This window comes from Mycobacterium sp. (assembly GCF_035653355.1).
Lineage (GTDB): Bacteria > Actinomycetota > Actinomycetes > Mycobacteriales > Mycobacteriaceae > Mycobacterium.
This window is the reverse complement of record NZ_DASRBZ010000130.1, coordinates 1-13,418: the sequence shown is the minus strand read 5'-3', so window position 1 is coordinate 13,418 and position 13,418 is coordinate 1. Positions and strand designations below refer to the sequence as shown.

The window sequence follows — 13,418 nt, the reverse complement described above, 5'->3', positions numbered from 1 at the left end:
GCGTTTACGTCACGAATCAGGGCATGTACGGCCGCGTCGTGAAGTTGCCGGCGGGCTCGAGCACGCCAGCGGTGTTGCCGTTCTCCGGCTTGTATGAACCGCAGGGCGTTGCGATCGACAGCGCTGGCACGGTGTATGTATCCGACTTCAACAACAGGGTTGTCAAGCTGCCGGCCGGATCGAACAATCAGACCGACCTGCCGATCATGGGCCTCAACTACCCCGAGGGCGTGGCGGTGGATACGGCCGGCAACGTGTATGTCGCCGACCGGGGCAACAACCGGGTGGTGAAGTTGGACGCTGAGTCCAACACCCAAAGCGATCTGCCGTTCACCGATCTCAACCATCCCGACGGCGTGGCGGTGGATACCGCCGGCAACGTCTACGTCACTGATACCGACAACAACCGGGTGCTGAGACTCGAAGGCGGGTCCAACCAGGTGGTGCTGCCCTTCACCGGCGTCAACGTGCCCTGGGGCGTGGGGGTGGACAAGGCCGGGAATGTGTACGCAACCGAGCACGACGACAGCAAGGTGGTGAAGTTGGCGGCCGGGACCAACACCACGACCGTGCTGCCGTTCACTGGCCTCAACACCCCACTGGGCGTGGTGGTGGACGACGGCGGCAACGTGTACGTCGCCGACCGAGGCAATAACAGGGTGGTGAAGTTACCACCGACCTGACGTCGAGCTCACCGCGGTCGGCTTGCGAATACTCGGATCCCCCCGGCGACCAGGTTGACGGCGGCCACGACGACGATCAGGGTCAGGGCGGCGCCCCAGACCCGCAGGTAGCCGGCGTGTTCGGGATTGTCGAGTTCGGTGTAGATCAGCAGCGGCAGCGAGGCCATGTTGCCGTTGAAGATGTCATAGTTGATCGAGCGGCTGTACCCGACGAGTACCAGCACCGGGGCGGTTTCGCCGATGATGCGCGCGATCGACAAAAAGACACCGGAGATGATGCCCGCAAGCGCGGTCGGGATGACGATCCGCACAATCGTCTTCCATTTCGGAATCCCCAAGGCGTAGCTCGCTTCTCGCAATTCATCGGGCACCAGTTTGAGCATTTCCTCGGTGGCCCGAACCACGATCGGCAACATCAACAACACCAATGCCAGTGACACGGCGAAGGCGCCCTGCTCGAATCCCAGGGTGGCGATCCATAGGCTGAAGATGAACAGTGCTGCCACGATCGACGGCACCCCGGCGAGCACGTCAACCATGAAGGTGGTCAACCGCGTCAGCCGATCAGGGCCGTATTCGGCCAGGTAAACCCCGACCATCAACCCCAGCGGTACGGCGATAACGGCGGCCACCGCGGCCTGGACCACCGTGCCATATATCGCGTGGTACACCCCGCCGGCGAATTGCTCTGGCAACACGCCCCGCAGTGAGTGGGTCCACCAGCCCGATCGGGTGACGGCATACCAGCCTCTTTTGACCACCACCCACAGCAACCACACCAGCGGCACCATCGCGATGATGAACGAGGTGAAGAAAAGAGTTGTCGCCACAATGTTTTTGATGCGTCGACCGATGCTAATCCCGCGAAACACCGGTGCTTTGACCGGCTGGTCAAGCGTGAGGCTCATGCGTTGACCTTTCCGCCGGCAATGGCGCGGGCAGCTGCGTTGACGATGAACGTCAGCACAAACAGCGCGAATCCCGCCGAAATGTAGGCTCCGGTCGGCAGTGGTTGGCTGAATTCGGTGGCGGCAGAAGCGATCTTGGAGGCGAATGTGTACCCGCCATCAAATAGCGACCAGTTCCCGCCGTGCACAGTCGAGCGCAAGATGATCAGCACCGCCACGGTTTCGCCCAAAGCGCGGCCCAAGCCAAGCATCGATGCTGCCACGACACCGCTGCGTCCATACGGCAGTACGGTCATTCGGACCACTTCCCACTTCGTCGCGCCCAGCGCCTGCGCTGCCTCGATTTGAGTGGACGGGGTCTGCTGGAAGACTTCGCGCGACACCGACGTGATGATCGGCAGGATCATCACCGCGAGCACGATGCCGGCCGTGAAGATACTGCCGCCGCCGGCCAATGACACGTTGCCCTTCTTAAACAGAAACAACCAGCCGAGTTGGCTGTTGAGAAACGTTGCGACGGGCTCGAGTTGCGGCGCCAACACGAAGATTCCCCACAACCCGAAGATGATCGAGGGCACGGCGGCCAGGAGGTCGACCATGGCGCCGAACACACGCGAGAGCTGTGCCGGCACGTATTGGGCGAGAAACACCGCGATCCCGATCGCGACTGGCATGGCCAACACCAGCGCGAAAACCGAGCTCAGTACCGTGACCATGAACAGGTCACGGATGCCGAACGCGAGGTTGTCGGGATCGGTGGTATCGAACTTGGCGCTGGTGAAGAAGTTGACGTGGTTGGCCCGCAGTGCCGGGACTGCACGAAGTAACAGGAATATGGCGATCAGACCGATCGCGCTGACGATCGTCAAACCGGCACCGATGGCGAGCGACTTGAACAGTCGATCTCCCCGCCGTGCTGCGCGCGCATTGACCGCGGGTGGAGCAGGTACTGGCCCGGCGGGCTCGGCCCGCCGGGTTAGCGGTGTTTCGGCCATGACGGCCTCAGATTACGAGATGGCGTTGATCGCGGTTGAGAGTCGCGGCTTGAAAGCGTCCGGAAGCGGGATGTATCCGTTGTCTGCCAGGCCGTTCTGGCCGGGACCGATGGTGGCCTGCAGGAAAGCTTTCACCGCCGTACCGACCGCCGGGTCAGGATACTTGGAGCACACGATCTCATAGGTCGCCAGCACAATCGGGTAAGCGCCGGCCTGACTCGGCTTGTAGAACGACATCGTGTCGAGAACCAGGTCGTTGCCTTGTCCCTTGATCGTTGCGCCGGCAATGGTCTTGCCGACGGAATCGGTGCTGATTGCGACCGGATTGGGACTTGCCGACGTGACGATCTGGGCCATGTTCAGCTTCTGCGCCTGGGCGAACGACCACTCGTTGTAGGTAATTGAGCCGTCAGTCCGCTTGACGGCCGCTGATGTGCCGTCATTGCCCTTGGCGCCTTCGCCGACACCGCCGTTGAACGTCTTTCCGCCACCCTTACCCCAGGCACCGTTGGACGCGGCATCAAGGTACTCCTGGAAGTTGGCGGTGGTGCCGGACTGGTCGCTGCGGAACACGACATGGATCGGCTCAGCGGGCAGGGTGGCGTTGGCGTTCAGCGCCTTGATCGCGGGGTCGTCCCAGCTGGTGATGGTGCCGTTGAAGATCTTCGCGGTCGTCGGCCCGTCGAGAGCCAGCGTGGTCACGCCCTTGACGTTGTAGGTGACCGCGATGGGGCCGAACACCACCGGCAGGTCCCACGCCGGCGAGCCGCAGCGCTGTTGTGCTTTGGCGTGTTCGTCGTTGCTCAGCGGGACGTCCGAGCCGCCGAAATCAGTCTGTTTTCCGAGGAATTCAGTGATCCCGGCACCCGAACCGTTGGCGGTGTAGTTCAACGTTTGGCCCGGGCAGGCTTGTTCGAATGCGTTGACAAAGCGGGCCATCGCATTGGCCTGGGCTGTCGACCCGCTGGCCTTCAGCGTCTTGCTGCCACCGCAACTCACCTTGGCCGACGACGCACCAGATGTCGGCTGCTGCCCTTGGTTGGCGTTGTTCTCGCTGCCACAGCCGGACAACACGAGCGCGCCGGTGGCCACCACACCCAGCGCCGCGCCAAATCGGTTGAGTTTCAAATCGGCTCCTTCGAACGCGTATCGATTGGACCGTTAACCAATACCCCCACCACCGTCGGCGAACGTATCACGCACGGACCCTCCCAGTCGACGATCGCGCGAACTAGAAGCTAGGGCTGTTGTAGTCGACGAATCGCAGCCCTAGCGTCTGCTTGGCGCAAGGCGCCGGTCGCCGACGCTTCCCTAAATCAATCGCTTGACTTAACCTGTCGCTCGCCGATTAACTCGTCGGTGTGGTAAACGAACTCGGCGACAAGGTCGCGATCGTCACCGGCGGCGCGTCCGGGATCGGCGCCGGAATCGTCGAAAAGTTCCTCGCCGAGGGCGCCAAGGTGGTAATCGCAGACATCGACGCCGACCGGGGCGCCTCCCTCGCCGAGCACCATGGCGTCGATGCGGTTTTCCGGCAGACCGACACCGCAGAGCCCGACCAGGTCGCTGAACTGGTGGCGTTCGCGGCGCAGCAATTCGGCGGGGTAGACGTCATGGTCAACAACGCCGGCATCTCCAGCAGGATGCATCGCAGCTTCCTCGACGATGACCTCGCTGACTTCCACCGCGTGATGGCGGTCAACGTGCTCGGCGTAATGGCCGGTACCCGCGAGGCTGCGCGTCAGATGGCGGTCCGGGGAGGTGGGTCGATCATCAACGTCTCATCGATCGGCGGGATCCAGGCCGGCGGCGGGGTGATGACGTATCGCGCGTCCAAGGCGGCGGTCATCCAATTCACCAAATCGGTCGCAATCGAGCTGGCGCACTACGATATTCGGGTCAACTGCATCGCTCCCGGAAGCATCCCGACACCGATTCTGGCTTCCTCGGCGAAAGACATGACGCCCGAGCAGGTCGAGCGGTTCGAGCAGGTGACACGGCAGCAGATGCGCGCGGACCGGCCCTTGCAGCGCGAGGGCACACCCGAAGACGTCGCCGAGGCCGCCCTGTATTTCGCCGGCGATCGATCCCGCTATGTCACCGGCACGGTGTTGCCGGTCGACGGCGGAACTTCTGCAGGGAAAGCGATCAGGCGGCGCAGCTCGTCCCAGTAGCACCGAGCCTGTTTAAATCAAGCGCTTGACTTAACACCTGGGAAGCGGTTGACTAGGCGTCGTGACCACGGCCAGGGCAGCGCGCACCGAGCGCGCCAGCACGACGCAGGAAGCGATCCTGGCCGCGGCCGAGCGGCTGTTCGCCGAGCACGGGGTCTTCGCTGTCTCCAATCGGCAGGTCAGCGAGGCGGCCGGCCAGGGCAACAATGCCGCGGTCGGCTACCACTTCGGCACCAAGACCGACCTTGTGCGGGCCATCGAAGAAAAGCATCGGGTGCCGATCGAACAGCTACGCGAGCAGATGGTGGCCGACCTGGGCAACTCCGTGGACATGCGGGACTGGGTGGCCTGCCTGGTGCGTCCGCTGACCGAGCATCTGGCCGCACTCGGCAACCCCACGTGGTACGCGCGCTTCGCGGCGCAGGTGATGACCGATCCCGCCTACCACAACATCGTCGTCAAGGATGCGCTGAGCTCACCGTCGCTGGTGCAAGTGATCGACGGCATCAACAGCTGCCTGCCCGAGCTGCCGATCGAGGTCCGTGTGGAGCGCAACGTGATGGCCCGAAACCTGCTGGTCCACACCTGCGCCGACCACGAACGCGCGCTGGCCACCCGCGGGTCGGTGCCACGGCGGAGCTGGCACGCCGCCGCGTCCGGCCTCATCGACGCCATCGTCGGGCTCTGGCTGGCGCCCGTCACCCCGTTGGAAGGCAGCCGCAGATGAAAGTGACTGTGGATCAAGACAAATGCGCCTCCTCGGGAAACTGCGTGATGCGCGCACCTGAGATTTTCGACCAGCGCGACGAGGACGGCGTCGTCGTGCTGCTGTACCCGAACCCGCCGGCCGAGCAGGCCGACGACGCCCGCGCCGCCGCCGCGGGCTGCCCCGCACTGGCCATCCACATCGAGGAGTGAGAAGTGTCCGACACCCTCACCGGAACTGCGACCGAGGCGGTCGCCAACGTCCCGGAATATCCGATGGCCAGAGACAACCGCTGCCCGTTCGCCCCACCACCGGACGTGCTGACACTCGGTCAATCCAAACCGCTGAGCCGCGTGCGTATTTGGGATGGCAGCACGCCGTGGCTCGTCACCGGTTATGAAGAGGTGCGGACGCTGTTCTCCGATCCGCGCGTCAGCGTCGACGACCGGCGTCCGGGCTTCCCGCACTGGAACGAAGGCATGCTGTCGACGGTGCACAAGCGGCCACGGTCGGTCTTCACCTCGGATGCCGAGGAGCACACCCGGTTTCGGCGGATGCTGTCGCGACCGTTCACGTTCAAACGTGTCGAAGGCCTGCGGCCGGTGATCCAGCAGATCACCGACGAGCACATCGACGCCATGCTGGCCGGCCCTAAACCGGCCGACCTCGTCGCCGCGCTTGCCCTACCCGTCCCGTCGCTGGTCATCAGCCAGCTGCTGGGTGTGCCGTATGCGGACGCCGAGTTCTTCCAGCACCACGCGAACATCGGGCTGGCCCGGTATGCGACCGGCGAGGACACCGCCAAAGGCGCGGCCGGCCTGTCGAAGTATCTGGCGAAGCTGGTCGAGACCAAGATCGAGAACCCGGCCGAGGACGCGGTCTCAGATCTGGCCGAACGGGTCAAGGCCGGCGAGATCAGTGTCCGCGAAGCCGCTCAGCTGGGCACCGGCCTGCTGATCGCGGGACACGAGACCACCGCGAACATGATCGGGCTCGGCGTGTTGGCGCTGCTGGAAAACCCGGACCAGTTAGCGGTGCTCCGGGATGCCGACGACCCCAAGATCGTCGCCAACGCGGTCGAGGAACTGCTGCGTTATCTGTCCATCATCCAAAACGGGCAGCGCCGAATCGCAGTCGAGGACATCGAGATCGGCGGCGAAGTCATCCGAGCCGGCGAGGGCATCATCATCGACTTGGCGCCGGCCAACTGGGATTCCGACGTCTTCGACGAACCCGACCGGCTCTACCTGCACCGCTCTAAGGCCGGCCAACATGTCGCGTTCGGTTACGGCCGGCATCAATGCGTGGGCCAGCAGCTGGCCCGCGCCGAACTGCAGATCGTGTACCACACGCTGGTTCGTCGCGTGCCCACACTCAAACTGGCCGTCCCGATTGAAGACATCCCGTTCAAACACGACCGGCTCGCGTACGGCGTCTACGAATTGCCGGTGACCTGGTAGAACGCCTACCCCGGCCAACCCACGATGACTAACCTCGACACCACGGCGATCCGATTGGAGGGTCAATAATGTCGACTCAAGCCACCAGCGTCTCGCTTTATCCGCCCGAAGGATATGGCGCACCGAAGAATCGACGTGGCCACGCCGATCTCAGCAGCGTGGGCCTGCCGGAAGGGACCGTAGTCTTCTCGGCGGATAACCACATTTCGCTGGCCGAGGATATCTTCTACCAGCGTTTCCCCGACGACCTCAAAGACAAGGCACCGCGGATCTGGTACGAGGACGGCGCCTATCAACTCGGCCGTAAGGGGCAGTCGTTTCTGCCCGGCGATTTCAGCGCGGTGCTGATGCAATACGACGACCTGCCGGGGGCCGGCAGCACCAACATCGAGGCGCGAATCCAAGAGCTGCGCGAGGACGGCGTCGACAAGGAATTGGCTTTCCCCAATGCCGTTTTGGCGCTTTTCCACTACCCGGACAAGCAACTGCGTGAGCTGGCGTTCCGGATTTACAACGAATACATCGCCGAGCTGCAAGAGCGCTCCAATGGCCACTTCTACGGAGCCGGGCTGATCAACTGGTGGGATCCACAAGGCACCCGGCGCACGCTTGCCGAACTGAAATCCTTGGGGCTCAAAACATTCCTGCTGCCGTTGAATCCCGGCAAGGACGACGACGGCAACGTCATCGACTACGGCAGCGATGCCATGAGCGGGGTGTGGGACGAGATTGAAGACGCCGGCCTTCCGGTCAGCCACCACATCGGCGAAACCCCGCCGAAAACCCCATGCCAGTACAACAGCGTCGTGGTGGGCATGATGATCAACATCGACGGATTCCGGGAGACGTTCTCCAAGTACATCTTCACGGGCATCCTCGATCGGCATCCCCGGCTCCGGATCGGCTGGTTCGAAGGCGGAATCGCGTGGGTGCCCTGGGCGCTGCAAGACGCCGAGCACTTGGTGGCGTCGTATCAGCACATGTTCAACCGGTCCCTCGAGCACGACGTGCGCTACTACTGGGACAACCACATGAGCGCGTCGTTCATGGTCGACCCGCTGGGGCTGGAGCTGATGGACCGGATCGGTGTCGACAAGGTGATGTGGTCGTCGGACTACCCGCACAACGAAAGCACCTACGGTTATTCGGAAAAGTCGCTGGCGGCGGTCGTGAATGCCGTCGGACCTGAGGCAGCGGCCCGAATCGTGAGCGGCAACATCACCGAATTCTTGGGCCTTTAAGGCGGATTCGTGACCACTTTCATGCAGACGCCGTCGTCTGTGCTCGACATCCCGGAGACACCCCACCTGGCGCGGATGCGTTCGGAAACGGGCGCCCGGCTGCGTTCGGCAATGGCCGAGCGGGGCGTCGACGCGTTGGTCCTGCTCGGCAACAGCAACGTCGTCTATGCCACCGGAGTGAGTTGGCCGCTGGGTGACGCCGGCTTGTCCTACGTGGAGCGCCCGGTTGCGGTGGTGCTGGCCGACGACCCGTGGCCGCACCTGTTTCTGCCGTTCCGCGAAGGCGTCGGCTCCGAATCGGGGTTTCCGGCCGACCATCTGCACGGTCCGGTGTATTTGGAATTCGACGAGGGTGTGCAGCACTTCGCCGGAGTGGTCAGCGATTTGATCCCAGCCGGTGCAGTAGTCGCTTTGGACGAATTCACCGGGGCGATGCGCCGAGCAGAACAGCAGTTGTTTCCGTCTGGCCGACCAGTCGACGCCGCTCAGGTGATCGGCGCGGCCAAGGTCATCAAGACTCGTGACGAATTGGCCTGTATCCACAGGGCGTGCCGGATCACCGATGAAGCGATGGTCGACGTCCAGGCGGCGCTGGCCCCGGGGATCCGACAGATCGACCTGTCGGCCAGCTTCTTGCGTCGGGCATTCGAACTGGGCGCGATGGCCAGCATGCTGGAACCGATCTGGCAGGTCATGCCCAAACGCAAAGCCGACGGAGTCTGGACCACACACGGTGACTTGGCTTTGCCGTTGCTGACCACCGAGCGTGAACTCGCCGAAGGTGATGTGTTGTGGACCGATGTCAGCATCACCTACCACGGCTATTGCTCGGATTTCGGCCGCACTTGGATTGTCGGCCGCGACCCCACACCGCGCCAGCAGGCGCAGTACGACAAGTGGCGGGAGATCATGGCCGCAGTGCTCGACGTACTGCGCGCCGGCACGACCGCTGCGGAGCTGGGCCGCGCCGCGACGAAAGCCAATGGCGGGACCCGGCCTTGGCTGCCGCACTTCTACCTGGGCCACGGCATCGGGGTGAACGCCGCCGAAACACCAATGATCGGAACCGATCTCGGAGACGAGTTCGACGAGAATTTTGTCTTCGAGCCGGGGATGGTGCTGGTGCTGGAACCGGTGGTGTGGGAGGACGGCACCGGCGGCTACCGCAGCGAAGAGATCGTCGTCATTACCGAAGAGGGCTGGATCCCGTTGACCGACTACCCATATGACCCGTATGGCACGCGCTGACGTCTTGCCCGACGACCGGGCGCTACGGGTGGGGCGTCGGGAGCGTGCATTCGCCCAGATGGCGGCACACGACCTCGACGTCTTGGTGTTGGGACGGCAGGCCAACGTGCGCTATGTGGCCGGAGCGCCGCAACTGTGGGTGGCCGGCACCCGCCCGTTCGGGCCGACCTGTGTCGTGGTGCGCAACACGAGGGCGATCCACCTGCTGAGCACCTGGGACGAGGGCGTGCCCGACGATATCCCGCACGAAAACCTGTACGGCATCGCGTGGAACCCGATGAACACCATCTCGGTGCTGAAGTGCATCGACGGAGCTGCGCACGCGAAACGCGTTGGCACCGACGCGCTGTCACCAGGGTTTGCCCAGCTGCTGCCGATGGCCTTCCCCAACGCGGAGCTGGTCGACGGCGAGCCGGCCATGCGGGACGCTCGCCGCGTCAAGACAGCAGAAGAAGTGCACGCCCTGCGCGAGGCCACCCGGGTGGCCGAGCATGCGTTGGCGGCGGCGCTGGCCGAGCTGCGCCCGGGAGTCAGCGAGAACACCTTGGCCGGTGTCCTGCTGGAGGCGATGACGGCCGGCGGGGTGAGCACCCCCTCGACCCAGGACGTCGCATGGGTGACCTCGCGCGAACATCCGTGGCGGCGGGGGAGCGACGACGGGCGGGTGCGGTCAGGCGACTTGGTGGCGTTCTCCGCGGGTGTGCTGGCAAGCGGCTACACCGGCGAGGTGGGCCGCACGTGGCCGGTCGGCGAACCGCGCGGTGCGCCGGACCTGTACCGGCGCTGGGAGACGTTGTGGCACAACCTTTATGAGGCGTGCCGGTCGGGGGTACCCGCCAGCGACCTGCTGGCCGCTTACCAAGCCGCAGGCGAGCCGCTGCCGCCCATGCCGGTGGCGCGCGGCCTGGGCATGGGATTCGACCCTCCGGTCGTTTCCCGGCATCTGCCCGCGACCGCCGCCGCGGAACGGCTGGAGCCTGGCATGGTGCTCGCGGTCACCGGCTACGTCTGGGAGCGCGGGGTGGGCGCGGTGTTCGGCCGCGAGGCTGTGCTGATCACCGCCGACGGCCCTGAGGTGCTGACGACGAGTCCGAACGCCGCGGTGGGTGTTTCGAATGGTTGAGAGCACACGCCCCTCGCCGGAGGAGATCATCCTCTACGCCAAGGACCCCACAACGAAAATCGCGACGATCACCTTCAACCGGCCCGAGTTCCTCAATGCGCCCACCTCGGCGGCCCGGCTGCGCTACGCCGATCTGCTGCGTGCCGCCACCGTCGACGACGACGTCAAGGTTGTGGTCATTCGCGGCGTCGGCGACGACTTCGGCAGCGGCGCTGATCTTCCCGAGTTCATGGAAGGCCAAGACTCACCCGAGTCCCGGCTTGCCGAACTGAGGCTCGACAACGACGGAATCCGCTACCCGCCCAAAGGATCGTTTCGCCACGGCGCGACGATCAGCGCGTGGTTTGCCAACCCGCAGGCGGGAAACCGAGCGCTGCAGGAATTCAAGAAGATCAGCATCGTCGAGGCGAAGGGCTACTGCTACGGCTGGCATTTCTACCAGGCGGCCGACGCCGATTTGGTGATCTCGTCCGACGACGCGCTTTTCGGGCACCCGTCCTTCCGGTACTACGGTTGGGGGCCCCGGATGTGGACGTGGGTACAAACCATGGGGCTGCGCAAGTTTCAGGAAATGGTGTTCACCGGACGACCCTTCACCGCCGAGGAGATGTACCAGTGCAACTTCCTCAACAAGGTGGTGCCGCGGGGCCAGCTCGAAGCGGAAGTGCAGCAATACGCGCTCGCGTGCGCGCGTAATCGGCCCACGGACACCATATTCATGCAGAAGCTCCTCTTCGAGGTGGTCAAGCAGCACCAGGGCGAATACATGGGTAGCCTGCTGTCCGCGTTCTTCGAGTCGATGGGCAGCCACGTCCATCACGACGCTGATGACCTGGACATGGGCGACGCGATCGACCATGGCCTAAGTGACGCGGTGAAGGACAACGACAGCAAGTTCCCGCCGGAGTTCCGGCTGAGCAAGTCCAGCCGCACTCGGGACGGCTAAGTCGTGGAGCCGCTGAACGGGTATGTCGTCGTCGACCTGTCCACCGGTATCGCCGGCGCCTACTGCACCAAGCTGCTCGCCGACGGAGGCGCGCAGGTCGTCAAAGTAGAGTCGCCCCAAGGAGATTCGCTGCGGCAGTGGTCGGCATCCGGTGCGCACATCCAGCCCGGAGACGACGGTGCGCTATTCAAGTTTCTTGGCGGCTCCAAGCACAGCGTCGTCGCCGACCCCGACGGTGACATCGGCTTCGTCGACGAGCTGCTCGCCGCGGCCGAGGCGGTGGTCTGGTCGCGCGGATCCCAGGTGGCCGAACACCCCGCCTTCGCTCCCGGCGAGATACACCGCCGCCATCCCCACCTGACCGTCACCGCGATAACGCCATTCGGCCTGGAGGGGCCATGGCGGGACCGCGCGGCGACCGAGTTCACGCTGCAGGCATGGTCGGGCGGGATCGTGGGGCTGGGCCGCGGATCACCTGATCGCGCACCGGTTTTCGTGGGCGGCCAGGTCGGGGAATACCTGGCCGGAGCCTACGCCAGCGCGGTAACGCTTGCCTGCCGGCGATGCGGTGGCCAGGTTGTCGACCTGTCTATGCTGGAGACCCAAATTCTCGGCCTCACCTATTACCCCGTCACCTACTTCGAGATGCTGGGCCGGCCGTGGCGCGATGCGCGGAAGTTGACCGTGCCTGGTATCGCACGCGCCAAAGACGGTCTGGTCGACCTCGGCTGCGGCACCGCCCAGCAGTGGTTCGACCTATGCGCGATGACCGGCCACGACGACTGGATCGACGAGGAATCGCCGCTCTCGATCACTGAGCAGGCCAATGACAAAGCCGACGAGCTCTACGCGTGGGTGCGCGACCACACCGTCGACGAGATACGGGAACTGGCAACGGCCTTCAGGATTCCCAACGCCCCGGTGGCCAACGGTGTTACGATCGCCGACTTGGACCACTTCAAGGCCCGCGGCTCCTTTGTCAGCAATCCACGCGGCGGCTTTCACCAACCGAGTCCGCCCTACCGCATGCAGCCCGCCTCGCTTCGCTCGCCGCAGCCCGCGCCGCGGCTCGGGGAGCACACCGCGCAGTATCGCCAGTCACACCTACCCGCGGTGCGTCTGGAGACTGAGACTGGGCACAGCTTGCCGCTTGCCGGGCTTCGCGTTCTGGATATGACGACGTTTTGGGCCGGCCCGTGCAGCACGCACTTCCTGGCACTGCTCGGCGCCGACGTCATCCATGTGGAGTCGACCCGCCGTCCCGACGGCACCCGGCTCATCGCCGGCATACCCATCACCGAAGAACAGTGGTGGGAGAGGTCGCCGATCTTCTCGGCGCTCAACACCAACAAGAAAGGCTTGACGCTCGACCTGCAAAGCGAACGCGGCCGAGAGCTGTTGCGCCGCATGGTGGCAGCGTGCGATGTGATCGTCGAGAACTTCACCCCCCGGGTGCTGGACCAGATCGGATTGGACTTTGCCGCTGTCCAAGCAATTCGGCCCGACGCGATACTGCTGCGGATGCCGGGATTCGGTCTCGACGGGCCGTGGCGTGACAACCCAGCCTTCGCATACGTCATCGAAGCAGCCGCCGGGTTGAGCTGGCTGACAGGATATCCCGACCGGAATCCCTACGAGCCCTATACAATCGGTGACCCCAACGCTGGCATACACGCAGTCAGTGCATTGCTGGTGGCGCTGGAGCATCGCCGTCGCACAGGTCAGGGCGTGATGGTGGAAGCGGCGATGGTCGATGCCGCCCTCAATATCGCCGCCGAGCAGGTCATCGAGTACTCGGCGTACGGTGCACTGTTGGAACGCGCTGGCAACCGGGGACCTACTGCGGCGCCGCAAAACCTCTACCTGACCGCCGATGTCGACGAGTTCGGACGGCTTGACAGCTGGGTGGCGATCGCCGTCGCGGCCGACGAGCA

At 64.4% G+C, this 13,418-nt stretch carries 13 protein-coding genes; 10 read left to right on the top strand and 3 right to left on the bottom strand.

Features of this window, described 5'->3' with window-relative positions:
* Nucleotides 1-683: NHL repeat-containing protein (locus tag VFA16_RS04145; protein ID WP_324966592.1), on the top strand; the 683-nt coding region annotated here is incomplete at its 5' end.
* A gap of 8 nt (nt 684-691) precedes the next feature.
* Here VFA16_RS04145 and pstA read toward each other — a convergent pair.
* From pstA to pstS, 3 genes are read right to left on the bottom strand one after another with little or no spacing between them, the layout of a single operon-like run.
* Complete coding sequence (pstA, locus tag VFA16_RS04140) at nt 692-1,591, bottom strand: phosphate ABC transporter permease PstA (RefSeq protein ID WP_324966591.1); 900 nt, start codon at nt 1,589-1,591, stop codon at nt 692-694.
* Nucleotides 1,588-2,586 carry a phosphate ABC transporter permease subunit PstC gene (gene pstC, locus VFA16_RS04135; RefSeq protein ID WP_324966590.1) on the bottom strand — a complete coding sequence of 333 codons (999 nt, stop codon included), beginning with the start codon at nt 2,584-2,586 and terminating at the stop codon, nt 1,588-1,590. Before pstC ends, pstA begins: the two co-directional genes overlap by 4 nt.
* A 12-nt stretch (nt 2,587-2,598) precedes the next feature.
* Nucleotides 2,599-3,714, bottom strand: coding sequence for a phosphate ABC transporter substrate-binding protein PstS (gene pstS, locus VFA16_RS04130; protein ID WP_324966589.1), 1,116 nt, complete (start codon nt 3,712-3,714; stop codon nt 2,599-2,601).
* Nucleotides 3,715-3,947: 233 nt separating this feature from the next.
* Between pstS and VFA16_RS04125 the strand changes: the two genes are divergently transcribed.
* The 9 genes from VFA16_RS04125 to VFA16_RS04085 all read left to right on the top strand — a co-directional run.
* Nucleotides 3,948-4,760, top strand: a complete 813-nt coding sequence (locus tag VFA16_RS04125) for an SDR family oxidoreductase (protein WP_324966588.1) — start codon at nt 3,948-3,950, stop codon at nt 4,758-4,760.
* 61 nt (nt 4,761-4,821) lie between these two features.
* Nucleotides 4,822-5,487, top strand: a complete 666-nt coding sequence (locus VFA16_RS04120) for a TetR family transcriptional regulator (protein WP_324966587.1) — start codon at nt 4,822-4,824, stop codon at nt 5,485-5,487.
* The gene (locus VFA16_RS04115; RefSeq protein WP_324966586.1) at nt 5,484-5,678 is read left to right on the top strand and encodes a ferredoxin; all 195 of its coding nucleotides are present in this window, start codon (nt 5,484-5,486) and stop codon (nt 5,676-5,678) included. The genes VFA16_RS04120 and VFA16_RS04115 overlap by 4 nt, the downstream gene beginning before the upstream one ends.
* 3 nt (nt 5,679-5,681) lie before the next feature.
* A complete protein-coding gene (locus tag VFA16_RS04110) occupies nt 5,682-6,926 on the top strand; it encodes a cytochrome P450 (protein ID WP_414687637.1) in 1,245 nt (414 codons plus the stop codon).
* Between the two features lie 68 nt (nt 6,927-6,994).
* On the top strand, nt 6,995-8,167 hold the full coding sequence (locus VFA16_RS04105) for an amidohydrolase family protein (protein WP_324966585.1): 1,173 nt from the start codon (nt 6,995-6,997) through the stop codon (nt 8,165-8,167).
* 21 nt (nt 8,168-8,188) lie between these two features.
* Nucleotides 8,189-9,415, top strand: a complete 1,227-nt coding sequence (locus VFA16_RS04100) for a Xaa-Pro peptidase family protein (protein WP_324966593.1) — start codon at nt 8,189-8,191, stop codon at nt 9,413-9,415.
* On the top strand, nt 9,402-10,538 hold the full coding sequence (locus VFA16_RS04095) for a M24 family metallopeptidase (protein WP_324966584.1): 1,137 nt from the start codon (nt 9,402-9,404) through the stop codon (nt 10,536-10,538). The genes VFA16_RS04100 and VFA16_RS04095 overlap by 14 nt, the downstream gene beginning before the upstream one ends.
* Nucleotides 10,531-11,484, top strand: coding sequence for an enoyl-CoA hydratase/isomerase family protein (locus VFA16_RS04090; RefSeq protein WP_324966583.1), 954 nt, complete (start codon nt 10,531-10,533; stop codon nt 11,482-11,484). The genes VFA16_RS04095 and VFA16_RS04090 overlap by 8 nt, the downstream gene beginning before the upstream one ends.
* Before the next feature lie 3 nt (nt 11,485-11,487).
* Nucleotides 11,488-13,418 (top strand): CaiB/BaiF CoA-transferase family protein (locus VFA16_RS04085; protein WP_324966582.1); only part of this gene is annotated, 1,931 nt, incomplete at its 3' end.